Below are 15501 nucleotides of genomic sequence, written 5' to 3'. Positions count from 1 at the left end.
CTTGGCGAGGCACACCGGCGCGGGCTCTCCGACCGCACGACGTGGCCACCCACCCTGCCCATCCGAAGCGAGGCAGCATGTACCAGGAGAAGATCGCCGACCTCGGCACCCTCAGCCTGACCACGGTCGACCCGATGGTCGACGCGGAACTCCTGCACGGCTGGGTCACCCAGCCCCGCGCGGTGTTCTGGGGCATGGGTTCGCACACCCTCGACGAGGTACGCGAGATCTACGAGTTCGTCGACGCCCTGACCACCCATCACGCGTACCTGATCCGGCTCGACGACGTGCCGATCGGCCTCTTCCAGACGTACCAGCCGGCGGCCGACCCGGTCGGCGAGCGTTACCCGGTACGGCCCGGCGACATCGGGATGCACCTGCTGCTCGCCCCGCCACCCGGCCTGCCCCGCGCGCTGGCCGGTCCGGTCGGCGCCGCCCTGGCCCGATTCCTGTTCCTCGACCCGACCCGGGACCGCATCGTCGTCGAGCCCGACGTCCGCAACGACGCGGCCCGACGGCGGCTGCTCGCCGAGGGGTTCACGCTGGCCGAGGAGATCGACATGCCGGACAAGCGCGCCCAGCTCGCCTTCCTCACCCGGGCCCGGTTCGAGGCGGACCGACCGGTGCCGACCTGGCACTGACCCGGCACACGACACCGCCCGGCCACCAGTGGGGAGCCTGGCGACCGGGCGGCCGTCGCGGGTGGACACCCGCTTCGTGGTGACGCCGACGGGGCGACGAGGATCAGCGGCTCACTCCTCGCCGCCGTCGTCGCCCTCGTCGTCACCGAAGGAATCGAAGACCTCCTCGGCGACCATGCCGCCGGCGAATCCGAGCGCCGCGCCGCCGACCACACCGGCGGCGACCGCACCCATGCCCGGCCCGCGCCGCTCGTGGTGCTCCTCCTGGTAGTGCCCGTACGTGGGCTGCTGCGGCGGATAGCCGACCGGCTGCCCGTACCCGGGCTGGGGGTAGCCGGGCTGACCGTAGCCCTGCGGGCCGGGTTGGGCGAAGCCCGCGCCCGGGTGCAGGGTGCGGTACTGGTCGAGCGCCTGACGGAACCAGCCGTCGACCTCGGCGGCCCAGTCCCGCTGGTCGGCGTCGGCGTGCGCCACCCGGTAGCGGCCGTAGGAGTCGTGCCCGCCGGTGAACAGGCCACCGCGCCGGTCGAACTCCAGCACGATGTCGACGCCCTGCTCGTCGGCGAGGAAGGTCAGCTCGACCTCGTTGACCTCGTGGGCGTACTGCGGCGCGGCGAAGAACTCGATCTCCTGATAGAAGGGCAGCGTCTGGTGCGCCCCGGCGATCTGCCCGTGCTCCAGGTCGGCGCCCTTGAACTGGAATCCCAGCCGCCCGAACGCCTCGAGGATCCGCTCCTGCACCGGCAGCGGGTGCACGAACACCGGGTCGAGGTCGCCCTTGTCGACCGCGCCACGGATGGCGACCTCGGTACGCAGGCCCATGGTCATGCCGGGCAGCCGCTGGCCGTACACGTCGGTCACCGGGGTCTGCAACGGCATCGGGATCTGGAACGGCAGGACCAGGTGCTGCCCCTCGGCGAGGCGCAGCCCGCCCGCGACCGGCACCCGGTGGAACTCCACGGTCGCGTCGTGGTCGCCATCCGCGCCATCGACCTCGACCCGGGTGACCAGGCTCAGCACGACCTGGTCGATGTCCACGTCCTGGTTGCCGCCGGTCAGGTTGACCTGGCCGGTCAGCACCGAGCCGGGGCGGGTGCCCGGGTCGGACAGGACCGTGTCGACGCTGGGCGCGCCGATCCCGAAGGCACCCAGCATCTTCTTGAACACCACGAGCTTCTCCCTCGACAGCAGGCGCGACCGTGGCACGGACGTGAAACTTCTACGCCTCAGCCGTTGCGTCGCAACGGAATCAGCGCCGTCCATCATGGATCCCGTCGAGTCGGGAAGCTAGCACCGCTGGCTGAAAAGTAGCTGAGAGATATCACACTGTCACCATCAGTGAGAATCCCTCACGCGGTGCAGCCGCCGGTCGCCCTGGTCAGCCGCGTACCGGGCCGAGCAGCGAGTCGTCCGGGCCGGCCGAACCGGCCGCGTACTCCTGCAACGGCACGCTCCCCGCCTTCCAGGCGGCCAGCACCGGCTCGACGATGCGCCAGCACTCCTCGGCCACGTCACCGCGCACCGACAGCGTCGGGTCGCCCTCGAACGCGCCGCGCAGCACCTCGCCGTACGCGGGCAGCTCGCCGGGGCCGAAGTCCGCCGTCAGGTGCACCTGGTCCAGGTCGAACGGGTTGCCGGGACCGTTGATGTTCAGGTTCAGCCCGAGACAGTCCGGCCCGAACCCGATCCGCAGCCGGTCCGGCTCCTCGTACCCGGTCAGGCCGTCCGGCACCCGGGCCGGCTGCTTGAAGGTGATGACGGCTTCCTTGCGTACCGCCGAAGTGGCCTTGCCGGAGCGCAGCCGGAACGGGACCCCGGCCCAGCGCCAGGTGTCCACCTCCAGCACCACCTCGGCGAGGGTCTCGGTGTTCCGGCTCGGGTCCACGCCCTCCTCGGCGGCGTAGGCCGGCAGGTGACGGCCGTCGATGTCGCCCGCCGTGTACCGGGCCCGGCGGGTCGCCGCCACCGGGTCGTCCTGCCACAGCCGGACGGCCCGCAGTACCTGCGCCTTGCGCCCGCGCAGCTCCTTGGCGCTCAGCGTGGGCGGCGGCTCCATGCCGAGCAGCGCCAGCACCTGGAGCAGGTGGCTCTGCACCATGTCGACCAGCGCGCCCGCCCGGTCGTAGTAGCCGGCCCGGCCCTCCAACCCCAGGGTCTCGTCGAAGACGATGTCCACGCAGGCCACGTGGGTGTTGTTCAGCACCGGCTCGAAGATCCGGTTGGCGAAGCGCAGGCCGAGCAGGTTCAGCACGGTGGACTTGCCGAGGAAGTGGTCGATGCGGTGCACCTGGTCCTCGGGCACCAGGGTGGCCAGCAGCTCGTTGAGCGAGCGCGCCGAGATCCGGTCGACGCCGAAGGGCTTCTCCAACATCAGCCGGGTGCCCGGCGGTACGCCGATGCGGGCCAACGCGGCGGCCGACCGGGCGGTCACGAACGGCGGCAGCGCGAAGAAGATCACCACCGGGCCGGCACAGCCGCTGAGCAGCCCCCGCAGGTCCTCCTCGCGGGTCACGTCGGCGCTCACGTACCGGGTCTCGCGGAGCACCTCGGTCTCCACCGGCCCCTGCGCGTCAACGCTGGCGAAGGAGTCGGCCACCCGGCGACGCCAGCGCTCGTCGTCCCAGTCGTCCATGCCGCTGCCGATCAGCCGCAGGTTCGGCACCGCGCCACTGGCCAGCAACCGGCCCAGCCCGGGCAGCAACAACCGGCCGGTCAGGTCGCCACTGGCGCCCAGCACCAGCAGCGTCTGCCGAGGGGTGGCGGAGGTCGCGGAGGCGGCTGCGGGAGTCTTCGGTGCCGACGTCGTCATGCCTCCACCTTGCCCTGTCCGCTCCGGGACCGGGCAGCGACCCCGCCGACGTCCGCCGCCCGTGCGCGCAGCGCATCGAGACCCGCGCGGATCGTGACCGGTCCGCCCGCGTCCGACCCGGTGCGGCGATCTTCGTGTGGCAGGCTGGTCCCATCCCGCCGGACGGACGACGCCGGCGTGCCTACCCTGCGAGGAGACGATCGATCCGATGGCTGCGGACGTCACCACCACCGACGAGTGGCAGGCCCTGCGCAAGCACGCCGACGAGATCCGCGCGACGCACCTGCGGGACCTGTTCGCCGGTGATCCCGACCGGGGCGAGCGGTTGACCGTCGAGGTGGCCGATCTCTACGTCGACTACAGCAAGAACCTGGTCACCGACGAGACCCTGACCCTGCTGACCGCGCTGGCCGAGCGGGTCGGGCTCACCGACCGCATCGCCGCGATGTTCGCCGGAGCGCACATCAACGGCACCGAGGACCGGGCCGTCCTACACACCGCACTGCGGCTGCCCCGCGACGCCACGCTGACCGTGGACGGTCAGGACGTGGTGGCCGACGTGCACGCCGTCCGGCAGCGGATGGCCGAGTTCGCCGACCAGGTGCGGTCCGGCCAGTGGCGCGGGCACACCGGCGAGCGGATCCGCACCGTGGTCAACATCGGCATCGGCGGCTCCGACCTCGGGCCGGTGATGGCGTACGAGGCGCTCAAGGCGTACCGCGACGCCGGCATCTCCTGCCGGTTCGTGTCGAACATTGACCCCACCGACATCCACGACACCACCGCCGACCTGGACCCGGCCAGCACGCTGTTCGTGATCGTGTCGAAGACCTTCTCCACCCAGGAGACCCTGGCCAACGCCCACCAGGCCCGGCGCTGGCTGCTGGCCGGGCTCGACGCGGGCGACGAGGCGGTGGCCCGGCACTTCGTCGCGGTCAGCACCAACGCCCAGCGGGTGGCGGACTTCGGCATCGACCCGACCAACATGTTCGGCTTCTGGGACTGGGTCGGCGGACGCTACTCGCTGCCGTCGGCGGTCGGCCTGTCGGTGATGCTCTCCATCGGTCCGGCGCGCTTCGACGAGATGCTGGCCGGCTACCACGCCATGGACGAGCACTTCCGCACCGCACCGCCGGCCCGCAACGCCCCGGTGCTGCTCGGCCTGCTGAACATCTGGTACGCCAACTTCCTCGGCGCGCAGACCCACGCGGTGCTGCCCTACTCGCAGTACCTGCACCGGTTCCCGGCCTACCTGCAACAGCTCACCATGGAGAGCAACGGCAAGTCGGTCCGCACCGACGGGCAGCCCGTGTCGTACGACACCGGCGAGATCTTCTGGGGTGAGCCGGGCACCAACGGCCAGCACGCCTTCTATCAGCTGCTGCACCAGGGCACCCGGCTGGTACCGGCCGACTTCATCGGGTTCAGCGAGCCCAACCACGAGATCGGCGACATGCACGACCTGTTCATGTCGAACTTCTTCGCCCAGACCGCCGCGCTGGCCTTCGGCCGCACCGCCGAGCAGGTCGCGGCGGAAGGCACCCCGGCCGAACTCGTACCGCACAAGGTGATGGCGGGCAACCACCCCACCACCTCGATCACGGCCGACCGGCTCACGCCCGCGACCCTCGGCCAGCTGGTCGCCCTCTACGAGCACATCGTCCTCACCGAGGGCGCGATCTGGGACATCAACCCCTTCGACCAGTGGGGCGTCGAACTCGGCAAGGTGATGGCCAACCAGCTCGCTCCCCTGCTGACCGGCGACGAACCCGACCTGACCACCCTGGACAGCTCCACCGCCGCCCTCATCCGCCGCTACCGCACCCAACGCAACCGCCCCTGACACCCGACGCGGGCACCCCCAGGGGCGCGCACCGCACGCCGGGCGCACGGCACGGCACGCCAGGCGCACGGCACGCCGGGCAGGCCGCAGGCGGGGGCACGCCGGGTACGCGGCACGCCGGGTACGCGGCACGCCAGGCAGGCGCCACAGAGGAAGGCGGGCACGGCGGGCACCCGGGGCACGGCGGGCACCGGGCTAGGCACGTCGGACGCTCGTTTGCCGCTCGCTTGCGCCGGCCCACGCAAGATCCGCGCAACTTCATCGAAGTTGCTGCCTCCAGGCGCCTCCGAGGCAGCAACTTCACCGAAGTTGCGCGGATCTTGGCGAACTCGCACCGGACACCGGACCGGCACCTCACCCCGCCCCGCCCTCACTGCCCTACCCTCACTGCCCTACCTCGCCCTGCCCCGCCCTAGCGCGTTGATCAAGGAGTTTTGGTCACGCCACCTCGGTGTGAACAACCAAACTCCTTGATCACCCGGGTCGGGGGCCTTGGACCCCGCGATCATGGAGTTGTGGCGGTTACAAAGTTGGTCGAAGCTACGCAAAACAGCTGCCACGCCTCCATGATCGGCACAGGAGATCGAGGGCGGGCACGAAGGCCGGGGTAAGGCCAAGGCCGGGGCAAGATCGGAAGGCCGGGGGCAAGTCAGCGGGGCTCTGGAAACTACGTGCGCGACCGGACCCAGCTCATCCGTCGCGCCCATTCCCGAGACATGCGCAAGCGCCTCGGCAGCTCATCGTCGTGCGCTCGGGACAGCGAAGCGCCCGGGCGAACGGCGATCGATCTGGGAGGCGGCGAGCGAGAAGGTCCCCGTGACGCCACGCATCGCAGGACGACTCGGCATCCAGGCCGGCGCGCCGGCGACCCCCTGGTCGCCATCCGCGCAGACCGAGCCGCACTGAACCGCCCGCCGCCCAAGCTGGCCCGCCAGCACTCTCGTCGGAGACGGGCGAGACATCGACTCGTCCCGGACCTGCTACCGCTGTAGCGCCCACGCAAGCCCACCCGCGCCTTGACATAAAGGTCATGCTCGATCCTGGATCGAGTGGTCATCACCCTACAACGGGGCCACTCGATCCAAGATCGAGCGTGATCTTGGCGAGGCGGGGCGCAACTTCACGACCGGAGACGGCGTACATCTGTGGGTCTGAGCCCTGTCGAGCTGAACCGTTTGTGCTGTCGCGACGGGCATTGTCGTGCGCAACGGCGAGCCATCCTCCAAAGCGATCCGTCTGCGCTATCAGCTCGATAGCGCCCGCACACCCCACTCCACCTGCCCAGACGCTCTGCTCACCAACCCACCGCGTCCACAGGGCACCCCACAACTCGCCGAATCCGGTCCATCGACCTCGCGGTGCCCGGCCTTCACGGTCGTCGTTCGGTTGGCTTTCGGGGGGCTCTGGCCCAATGGGTCAGGAGCGGGTACCCGGCCTTCCCCGTGGGTCGGGTGCCCGCGTCCCTGACGCGACCGAGGAGCGACTGCGTGACGACGACCGACATACGCGAATTCGACGTCATCGGCGAGCACGCCGGGGCGGCCCGACTGTTGGAACAGACCCTGTTCGAGGTGAAGCGGGTCATCGTCGGGCAGGACCGGCTGGTGGAGCGGCTGTTGACCGCGCTGTTGGCCCGGGGGCACTGCCTGCTGGAGGGCGTACCCGGGGTGGCGAAGACGCTCGCCGCCGAGACCCTGGCCACGGCGGTGGGCGGCAGCTTCGCCCGGATCCAGTTCACCCCGGACCTGGTGCCGTCGGACATCCTCGGCACCCGAATCTATCGCCCGTCGACGGAGAGCTTCGACGTGGAACTGGGACCGGTGATGGCCAACCTGGTCCTTGCCGACGAGATCAACCGGGCTCCGGCGAAGGTGCAGTCGGCGCTGCTGGAGGTGATGGCCGAGGGGCACGTGTCGCTCGGTGGACGCACCTATCCGGTGCCGACTCCGTTCCTGGTGCTGGCCACCCAGAACCCGATCGAGTCCGAGGGGGTGTACCAGCTCCCGGAGGCGCAGCGTGACCGGTTCCTGATGAAGGTCGTGGTCGACTACCCGACGGACGACGAGGAGCTGGGCATCCTCTATCGGATGGGCACCAGCAGCCCGGCCGCCCGGCCGGTGCTGGACCCGGCCCGGCTGGTGGCGCTCCAGGCCCGGGCGCGCGAGGTGTTCGTCCATCATGCGTTGGCCGAGTACGTCGTACGCCTGGTGCTGGCCACCCGGGACCCGCGCCGCTTCGGGTTGGCCGACGTGGCGGACCAGCTCGCGTACGGTGCCAGCCCCCGGGCCACGCTCGGCCTGGTCGCCGCGGCACGGGCGCTGGCCCTGCTGCGGGGCCGCGACTACGTTCTTCCCGCCGACGTGCGGGAGATCGCCGCCGACGTGCTGACCCACCGGCTGGTGCTCAGCTTCGACGCGGTCGCCGACGACGTGGACGCCGGTGAGCTGGTGCGGCGGATCGTGGAGGCGGTGCCGCCGCCGCAGATCGCCCCGGCGCAGGAGCAGCAGGGGCCCGGCCTGGGGGCGGCGGCGTGAACTCCCACACGACGAGTATCGGGCGGCTCGCGCCGCAGGGTCGGCTGCGCCGGTTGGAGTTGACGATCAACCGCCGCCTGGACGGCCTGCTGCACGGCCAGCACCTGGGGCTGCTGCCCGGTCCGGGCAGCGAGCCGGCGGGCAGCCGCGAGTACCGGGCCGGTGAGGACGAGGTCCGGCGGATGGACTGGTCGGTGACGGCGCGGACCGCCGTGCCGCACGTGCGGACCGTGGACGCGGACCGGGAGCTGACCACCTGGACGCTCGTGGACGCCACGCCCAGCATGGACTTCGGCACCGCCGAGCTGGAGAAGCGGGAGCTGGCGGTGGCGGCCGTGGCCGCCGTCGGGTTCCTCACCGCCGGCACCGGCAACCGGCTCGGCGCGCATCTGCTCGGTGACGCCGGGGTACGTCGCTTCCCCGCCCGCACCGGACGCCACCACCTGATCAATCTGCTGCGGACGCTGATGGAGGTGCCCCGGGGCCGGCCCGCCACCCAGCCGGTGGCGCTGGCCGACGGGATCGACGGGCTGCGCCGCTCCGCCGGTCAGCGCGGTCTCGCCGTGGTGGTCTCCGACTTCCTCGACGGCCTGCCCGACGAGGGGATGGGCGGCGCGGACGGGCCACCGCCGGACTGGGAGCGACCGCTGCGGCGGCTGGCCGCCCGGCACCAGGTGCTCGCGGTCGAGGTCCGCGACCCGCGCGAGCTGGAACTGCCCGACGTCGGCCTGATCACGCTCGTCGACCCGGAGAGCGGTCAACGCCGTGAGGTGTCCACCGGCAGCCGCAAGCTGCGGGAGCGGTACGCGGCAGCCGCCGCCGCCCAGCGCCTCGCGGTGACCCGGGCGTTGCGGCGGGCCGGTGCGTCGCACCTGCCGTTGAGCACCGACCGGGACTGGATCGCCGACATCGTCCGTCACGTCCACGCCCAACGACGGCTCGCCCGAGCCACCCGACCCGGTGGAGGTAAAGCGTGAGCTGGGAGTCTCCTGAACGGTTGTGGCTGCTCGCCGGGGTGGTCGCGCTGGTCGTCGGCTACCTGGTGATGCAGCGGCGACGCAGCCGGTACGCGGTGCGGTTCACCAACCTGCGACTGCTGGACAAGGTCGCGCCGGCCCGTCCGGCGTGGCGGCGGCACGTACCGGCCGGTCTGTTCATCGCCATGTTGGCGCTGCTGGTGGTCGGTTTCGCCCGGCCCACCGACGAGGTACGCGTACCGCGTGAGCGGGCCACCGTGATGGTCGCGGTGGACGTGTCCCGGTCCATGCTCGCCGACGACGTACCCCCGGACCGGTTGATCGCCGCCAAGGACGCGGCCCGGGAGTTCGTCGCGGACCTGCCGGAGGAGTTCAACGTGGGGCTGGTGGCGTTCGCCGGCAGCGCCTCGGTGATGGTGCCGCCGACCGGCGACCGGGAGGTGATGGCGGCCGGTATCGACCGGCTCGACGAGGGCGTCACCGGCGTGCAGGGCACCGCGATCGGCGATGCCATCGACGCCTCGCTGGAGTCGATCCGCACGCTTGACGCGCAGGCGGTCGAGGAGCCGCCGCCGGCCCGGGTGGTGATCCTCTCCGACGGGGCCAACACCACCGGGCGCAACCCGACCTCGGCGGCGGGCGACGCGGTGGAGGCCGGGGTACCGGTCGACACCATCTCCTTCGGCACGCTCGACGGCCAGATCGGCGCGGGACAGCGCGTCCCGGTCGACGGGGAGACCCTGCGGGTCGTCTCGGAGCAGTCCGGGGGCGGCTACTACGAGGCGGGCAGCAGCGCCGAGCTGCGCGAGGCGTACGCCGACATCGGCTCGTCGGTGGGTTACCGGATGGAGCGGCAGGACGTATCGGCCCGGTTCATCGGTGGCGGGCTGGTGCTCGCGCTGCTGGCCGCGGCGGCGTCGATGCTCTGGTTCTCCCGCCTGCCGTGACGACTTCGAAGGGACAGTTCATGACGAGCACGATTCCGGGCCTCGGTGAGCCGCGTGGGCCGCGGTTCGTCTCCCCGAACATGTATCCGGGCTCGGCGGGCACCCCGACCGCCGTACCCGCGCCGCCGGTCGGACCGGCCCCGCCGGTCGTACCCGCCGTGCCGGGTGGGTCGGTCGGGCCGGACACGCCGCCGGACCTCTCCCCCGGCGGCGGCCCGTCCCGGTGGCCCCGGTTGTTGCTGGTCGGATTGACGCTGGTGGCGGTCTCGGCGGGCGCCGGTGGGGTGGCCGGTCACCTCGCCGCCCGCGACGACGCGCCGGAGGCGGCGGAGGCCGCCGCGCCGCCGCTCGCCCTCGGGCCCGGTGGCGACCTGGTGGCCGCCGCCGACCGGGTCCTGGCCGGGGTGGTGTCGGTGCAGACCTCCTCCGGCGGGCGCGGTGCCTCCGGTTCCGGTTTCCTGATCGACGACCGGGGGCACGTGGTCACCAACGACCACGTGGTGGCCCGGGGTGGCACGATCCAGGTGGTCGGTCAGGACGGCCGTCGGTTGACCGCGCGGTTGGTCGGCCGTGACCCGGGTACGGACATCGCCGTGCTGCGTGTCGATCCGGGCAACGGGCTGCGCCCGCTGCCGCTCGCCCCCACCGGGCAGACTCGGGTGGGCGAACCGGTGCTGGCCGTCGGTTCGCCGCTGGGGCTCTCCGGCACGGTGACCGCCGGGATCGTCAGCGCGTTGGACCGCCCGGTCCGGCTCGGTGGTGGCGCTCGACAGCCGGCGGTGCAGACCGACGCATCCATCAACCCCGGCAATTCGGGCGGGCCGCTGGTCAACGGGCGGGGCGAGGTGGTCGGAGTGAACACCGCCATCGCCACACTGGAGGGGGGCGGCAACATCGGGATCGGCTTCGCGGTCCCGATCGACCGCGCGTCACAGGTGGCGCAGAGGCTGATCGCGAGAGGGTGACGGGGACATGCGGCTGCTCGTGGTGGAGGACGAGGAGGACCTGGCCGGCGCGTTGCGGGTCGGGCTGGTCCGCGCCGGTTACGCCGTCGACGTCGCGGTGGACGCGGCGCAGGCGTACGAGCTGCTGCTGGTCAACGCGTACGACCTGATGCTGTTGGACGTCAACCTGCCCGACGAGGACGGGTTCGCGGTGTGTCGGGCGATCCGCTCCGGCGCGGTCGAGGTCGCCGCTGGGCAGGACCTGCGGGTGTTGATGCTGACCGCCCGGGGCGCGCTCGGCGACCGGGTACGCGGGCTCGACGAAGGCGCGGACGACTACCTGGTGAAGCCGTTCGCCCTCGTCGAGCTGCTGGCGCGGGTACGGGCCCTGTTGCGGCGGGACACCGGCGGCACCGGGGTGGTACTGACCGTGGGGGCGTTGACCCTGGACGTGGCGCGGCAGGAGGCCCGGCGGGGCGTACGGGAACTCCAGCTCACCCGCAAGGAGTTCGGGGTGCTGGAGTACCTGATGACGCATCCCGGTCGGGTGGTGCCCGCCGAGGAGCTGTTGGAGCACGTCTGGGACGCCAACGCCGACCCGTTCACCGAGACGGTCCGGGTCACCGTGGGTACGCTGCGGCGCAAACTCACCGGCGCCGACACCGAGCCACCGATCGAGACGGTGATCGGGCGCGGCTACCGGTTGCGAGAGGTGGCGGCGTGAGCGAGCGGACTGGGGTGTAGACGTGAGGCTGTTCCGGTCGATCCGGTTCCGGTTGACGGTGCTCTACTCGACGCTGCTGTTCGCGCTGGCCGGGGCGGGGCTGGCGGTGGCGTACGTGGCGGTGGACCGGGCGGTGGACCCCAAGCCGATCAGCAAACGGTACGAGGCGCAGCTCTACAAGCAGAAGGAGGACGGCCGGACGGTGGCCACCGGGACCACCATCGAGGTGGCCGAGGTGCAGCAGATAGAGGACGAGGTCAACCTGCGGCTGTTGCAGACCGTCCGGGACTACTCGCTGATCGCGCTCGGTGGGCTCTTCGTGGCCAGCCTCGGCATCGGGTGGGTGCTGTCGGGGCGGGCGTTGCGTCCGGTGGGCGCGATCGCGCGTACCGCCCGGGACATCCAGGCCACCGACCTGTCCCGCCGGATCCGGCTGGCCGGTCCCCGCGACGAGCTGCGGGATCTCGGCGACACCATCGACTCGATGCTGGATCGGCTGGACCACGCCTTCCACGCCCAACGTCAGCTCATCGACGACGCCTCGCACGAGTTGCGCAGTCCGCTGGCGATCATCCGGGCGAACCTGGACGCCTCGCTGAACTCGCCGGAGGCGACCGAGTCGGAACGTACGGCGGCGGTGGCGACGATCGACCGGGCGACCACCCGGATGTCGCGGTTGGTCGAGGACCTGCTGGCCACCGCCCGCCGGGACGCCGACGCGATGGCCGACACCGACGTCGACCTGAGCGCGGTGGCCCGCGAGGCGGGCGAGGACTTCGCCCCGCTGGCCGCCGGGCGCGGGCTGCGGTTGCGGTACGCGCTCGACACCGACCTGGGGCTCATCGGTGACCCGGACGCGCTGCGCCGGGCGGCGGGCAACCTGCTCTCCAACGCGGTACGCCTCTCCCCGCTGGGCGGGGCGGTGCAGGTGGCGACCGGCCGGGCGGGCGGATGGCTGTGGCTGGCGGTGGCGGACGAGGGACCGGGTATCGCCGAGGACGACCAGCGCCGGGTCTTCGACCGGTTCTGGCGTGGCGAGACCGGGCGGGGCGACTCGGGGGACCGGCGTACCGGACTCGGGCTGGCCATCGTGCGGCAGATCGTGGAGTCGCACGCCGGGCAGGCGGCGGTCTTCTCCCGGCCCGGCGCGGGCAGCGTCTTCGTGTTGTGGTTGCCCGCCGCGGACCGGGCCGACGACGCGCCGCCGCCGGTCACCTCGCCGCTCTGACCTGGCCTTCTGCCCCCTGGCCGCCGTGTCGGGACGGGCCCGACCGGCGGGCGCGGGCACCGGTGGGCGGCGGGCATCGGCAGGATCTGTCATGCAAATGTCATCCAACCGTGCGGTCCACTCCAAGGTCGTTGCGCAGTGTGGTGGTCGATCGGGACGGCGCCTCGCGTCGCCGGCGTCGACGACGAAGGAGACCGCTGTGGTGATGCCGTGGCCCTGGCCGATGCCGGACGACCACTCCTTCCGCGCGCTCTGGGACGAACCGCAGCACCATGACGAGGACGTCCGCCTGGCCGCCCTGGTCGCCCAGCGACTCAGCGCCGACTGGACCACCCGACGGCAGCAGATCACCGTGATGGTGCAGAACAGCGTGGTGATCCTCACCGGGCTGGTCGGCAGCGCGGAGACCCGCCGCGCCGCCGGTGAGCTGGCCTGGGACGTCGAAGGTGTGGTGGACGTCTGTAACGCCCTGCGGCTGGCCAACACCCGGCGCAGCCGCCGCTGAACTCCGGCTCGCCCGTACCGCCAGGCACCGGCTGGTGCGGGCGGGCCGGATCTGTTCACACCGTGTCGCCTATCCCCCGGCCAGGTCCCGCGGCCGGTCCGATCCCGGGCCCCTCCCCCAGGGCCCGGGGTCGGGCGACACGACCGTCCCGGCCTCGGGCGGCCGGCGGAGTCGACCGTCGGTCAGCGGGTGGAGTCGGAGGTCACGTCGTCGAGGTGGGCCAGCGCGTCGGCGCGGGTCTCGACGAGCGGGAAGACCTCGTCCAGACGGGTGACCCGCAGCACCTGACGGATCAGCGGCGATCTCGTCGCGACACAGAGCGTCGCGCCACGCTCGGCGACGCGGTGGTGGGCCCGGACGAGCAGCCCCAGCGCGGTCGAGTCGATCAGGTCGGTGCGGCCGAGGTCGACCACCACGTGACCGCCCATGTCGGTCGCGTGCCGCAGGGCCAACTCCAGGGCGTCGCCGGTGTCGAGGTCGACGTCACCGGCGATGGTCACCACGGTCACGCCGTCGAGGTGCTCGATGCCGGTGACGCCTCCGGGTACCCCGTCGGAGGCCGGGCCGAGTCGGGTGCAGTGGGCGCATCGGTGCGGACCGTCGGCGAGCGGGGAGCCGCTCCAGCCGTGCTCGGAGAGCAGCGTCCACACCACCTCGCCGCCCGAGGGCGCACCCGACCCGGTGACGATGTCACCGCAGTTGTCGCAGGTCAGAGTGACCAGTTGGTCGTCCAGTGCAACGGCCATAGCGCGCTCCTTTCCACGTAGAGGGGTCGTCCCCACCCTGCCGACGGCAGGTGGCGGGTACCGCGCGGACGCATGACGGTTACGTGACGAATGAATTTCCGGCCGACGGCGGGTCGGATGGCTGACGCGAGGTGTCCGACCCCCTGCCCGATTTGCAATGATTGATACAGAGAGATCAACCGATGCCGGGATCTTCCGGGAGGTCGCAGATGCGCAACGGACTACCCACCGACGAACCGGTCGGCACGCTGGACGTGGTGCACCGGTTCCGAGGCCCGATGCCGACCGGGGTCACCGTCTCGCACCGGGGACGGATCTTCGTCAACTTCCCCCGCTGGGGCGACGAGGTGCCCGCGACCGTGGTCGAGCTGCGGCGCGGACGCGAGGTCGCCTACCCCGACCGGGCGTGGAACACCCCGTCCGGCAACGACGACTCCTCGGCCTTCGTGTCGGTGCAGAGCGTCGTGGTCGACCCCGCCGACCGGCTCTGGGTGCTCGACACCGGCAGTCCGATGTTCCAACCGACCGAGCCGGGCGGGCCGAAGCTGGTCCGCATCGACCTGCGTACCGACCGGGTCGTCCAGGTGATCACGTTCCCGCCCGACGTGGCACTGCCCACCTCGTACCTCAACGACGTCCGCTTCGACCTGCGGCGCGGCGAGGCGGGCCTGGCGTACCTCACCGACTCGGCCGACGGGGCGCCGAACGCGCTGATCGTGGTGGACCTGGCCAGCGGCGAGTCGTGGCGTCGGCTCAACGACCACCCGTCGACCAAGGCCGCGCCACTGGCCGACTTCCGGCCGGTGGTCGAGGGCCGCCCGTTCCTGGTCCGGCCGCCGGACGGCCCGCCGCAACCGGTGGGCGTCGGCGCGGACGGCATCGCCATCTCCGCCGACGGTTCCCGGCTCTACTACTGCGCCCTCGCGACCCGCCGCTGGTACAGCGTCGCCACCGACGCGCTGGCCGACCGCGCCCTGACCGACGCGGCGGTGGCGGCGACCGTGGTGGACGAGGGCGACAAAGGCGGCGGCGCCGACGGGCTGGAGTCCGACGACGCCGGACGCCTCTACCTGACCAACTACGAGCACAACGCGGTGCTGCGCCGACGACCCGACGGCGAGTACGAGACCGTGGTGCACGACGCGCGGCTGCTCTGGCCGGACACGCTGAGCGTGGCCGTCGACCGGCACCTGTACGTGATCGCCAACCAGGTGCACCGGCAGCCGCCGTTCAACCGGGGACGGGACCTGCGACGCAAGCCGTATGCGCTGTTCCGGACCCGGATCGACGCCGGTCCGGTGCTGTTGCGGCCCTGACCCCGTTCGGGTGGTCGGCGACACCGCCGCACCTGGCGTGCCGTCGGTCGCACGTAGCGTCGAGAAGCAACGCCCACGAGCGGAGGAGCGGGTCGTGACCGAGCCGGAGGAAGAACACGAGAAGACCGCGAAGACCGACCAGGTGCTCTTCTCCCCCGACGGCGACCCGCACCACGACCCGGCGCAGGCACCGCAGCCCGACCAGCACCTGCCGTCGCTGTTCTCTCACGACGGCGAGACCGACGTGGTCGACGACGAGCAGTGAGCACGGGCACCCCTGCCCGGCG

General features: G+C 72.0%; 14 protein-coding genes. 11 read left to right on the top strand and 3 right to left on the bottom strand.

What is annotated here, in order from left to right; genetic code table 11:
* Nucleotides 1-77 precede the first annotated feature (77 nt).
* A complete protein-coding gene (locus tag ACIBO1_RS19540; protein ID WP_396748371.1) occupies nucleotides 78-641 on the top strand; it encodes a GNAT family N-acetyltransferase in 564 nt (187 codons plus the stop codon).
* Between the two features lie 111 nt (nucleotides 642-752).
* Here the strand turns inward: ACIBO1_RS19540 and ACIBO1_RS19535 are convergent, their stop codons facing one another.
* Nucleotides 753-1811, bottom strand: coding sequence for a sporulation protein (locus ACIBO1_RS19535; protein ID WP_396748370.1), 1059 nt, complete (start codon nucleotides 1809-1811; stop codon nucleotides 753-755).
* 208 nt (nucleotides 1812-2019) lie between these two features.
* Nucleotides 2020-3450: a glucose-6-phosphate dehydrogenase gene (locus ACIBO1_RS19530; protein WP_396748368.1), complete on the bottom strand. Its 1431-nt coding sequence runs from the start codon at nucleotides 3448-3450 to the stop codon at nucleotides 2020-2022.
* A 208-nt stretch (nucleotides 3451-3658) separates the two neighbouring features.
* Between ACIBO1_RS19530 and pgi the strand changes: the two genes are divergently transcribed.
* From pgi to ACIBO1_RS19490, 8 genes are all read left to right on the top strand, one after another.
* A complete protein-coding gene (gene pgi / locus ACIBO1_RS19525) occupies nucleotides 3659-5293 on the top strand; it encodes a glucose-6-phosphate isomerase (protein ID WP_396748367.1) in 1635 nt (544 codons plus the stop codon).
* 1502 nt (nucleotides 5294-6795) lie between these two features.
* The gene (locus tag ACIBO1_RS19520) at nucleotides 6796-7827 is read left to right on the top strand and encodes an AAA family ATPase (RefSeq protein ID WP_396748536.1); all 1032 of its coding nucleotides are present in this window, start codon (nucleotides 6796-6798) and stop codon (nucleotides 7825-7827) included.
* Nucleotides 7824-8804 carry a DUF58 domain-containing protein gene (locus ACIBO1_RS19515; RefSeq protein ID WP_396748365.1) on the top strand — a complete coding sequence of 327 codons (981 nt, stop codon included), beginning with the start codon at nucleotides 7824-7826 and terminating at the stop codon, nucleotides 8802-8804. Before ACIBO1_RS19520 ends, ACIBO1_RS19515 begins: the two co-directional genes overlap by 4 nt.
* On the top strand, nucleotides 8801-9751 hold the full coding sequence (locus ACIBO1_RS19510) for a VWA domain-containing protein (protein WP_396748363.1): 951 nt from the start codon (nucleotides 8801-8803) through the stop codon (nucleotides 9749-9751). Before ACIBO1_RS19515 ends, ACIBO1_RS19510 begins: the two co-directional genes overlap by 4 nt.
* A 20-nt stretch (nucleotides 9752-9771) precedes the next feature.
* Entirely contained in the window at nucleotides 9772-10716 is a 945-nt protein-coding gene (locus tag ACIBO1_RS19505) for a S1C family serine protease (protein WP_396748361.1), read from the top strand.
* Between the two features lie 7 nt (nucleotides 10717-10723).
* Entirely contained in the window at nucleotides 10724-11419 is a 696-nt protein-coding gene (locus tag ACIBO1_RS19500; RefSeq protein WP_396748360.1) for a response regulator transcription factor, read from the top strand.
* 22 nt (nucleotides 11420-11441) lie between these two features.
* On the top strand, nucleotides 11442-12647 hold the full coding sequence (locus ACIBO1_RS19495; RefSeq protein WP_396748358.1) for a sensor histidine kinase: 1206 nt from the start codon (nucleotides 11442-11444) through the stop codon (nucleotides 12645-12647).
* 205 nt (nucleotides 12648-12852) lie between these two features.
* On the top strand, nucleotides 12853-13152 hold the full coding sequence (locus ACIBO1_RS19490; protein WP_350697897.1) for a BON domain-containing protein: 300 nt from the start codon (nucleotides 12853-12855) through the stop codon (nucleotides 13150-13152).
* 182 nt (nucleotides 13153-13334) lie between these two features.
* Here ACIBO1_RS19490 and ACIBO1_RS19485 read toward each other — a convergent pair whose 3' ends face one another.
* Nucleotides 13335-13898: an STAS domain-containing protein gene (locus ACIBO1_RS19485; protein ID WP_396748356.1), complete on the bottom strand. Its 564-nt coding sequence runs from the start codon at nucleotides 13896-13898 to the stop codon at nucleotides 13335-13337.
* A gap of 209 nt (nucleotides 13899-14107) precedes the next feature.
* Here ACIBO1_RS19485 and ACIBO1_RS19480 point away from each other — a divergent pair, with 209 nt between their 5' ends.
* The gene (locus ACIBO1_RS19480) at nucleotides 14108-15214 is read left to right on the top strand and encodes an L-dopachrome tautomerase-related protein (protein WP_396748355.1); all 1107 of its coding nucleotides are present in this window, start codon (nucleotides 14108-14110) and stop codon (nucleotides 15212-15214) included.
* 94 nt (nucleotides 15215-15308) lie between these two features.
* Nucleotides 15309-15479 (top strand): hypothetical protein, encoded by a 171-nt coding sequence (locus ACIBO1_RS19475; RefSeq protein ID WP_396748353.1) that lies wholly within the window; start codon nucleotides 15309-15311, stop codon nucleotides 15477-15479.
* Nucleotides 15480-15501 lie beyond the last annotated feature (22 nt).

This window comes from Micromonospora sp. NPDC049903, assembly GCF_044460945.1.
Taxonomy (GTDB): Bacteria; Actinomycetota; Actinomycetes; order Mycobacteriales; family Micromonosporaceae; genus Micromonospora.
This window is presented reverse-complemented; position numbering and strand designations above follow the sequence as displayed.

Coding starts and splice junctions, on each gene's coding strand:
- ACIBO1_RS19490 (WP_350697897.1), top strand. CDS start 12,853: ATGCCGTGGCCCTGGCCGATGCCGGACGACCACTCCTTCCGCGCGCTC.
- pgi (WP_396748367.1), top strand. CDS start 3,659: ATGGCTGCGGACGTCACCACCACCGACGAGTGGCAGGCCCTGCGCAAG.
- ACIBO1_RS19540 (WP_396748371.1), top strand. CDS start 78: ATGTACCAGGAGAAGATCGCCGACCTCGGCACCCTCAGCCTGACCACG.
- ACIBO1_RS19530 (WP_396748368.1), bottom strand. CDS start 3,450: ATGACGACGTCGGCACCGAAGACTCCCGCAGCCGCCTCCGCGACCTCC.
- ACIBO1_RS19480 (WP_396748355.1), top strand. CDS start 14,108: ATGCGCAACGGACTACCCACCGACGAACCGGTCGGCACGCTGGACGTG.
- ACIBO1_RS19500 (WP_396748360.1), top strand. CDS start 10,724: ATGCGGCTGCTCGTGGTGGAGGACGAGGAGGACCTGGCCGGCGCGTTG.
- ACIBO1_RS19505 (WP_396748361.1), top strand. CDS start 9,772: ATGACGAGCACGATTCCGGGCCTCGGTGAGCCGCGTGGGCCGCGGTTC.
- ACIBO1_RS19485 (WP_396748356.1), bottom strand. CDS start 13,898: ATGGCCGTTGCACTGGACGACCAACTGGTCACTCTGACCTGCGACAAC.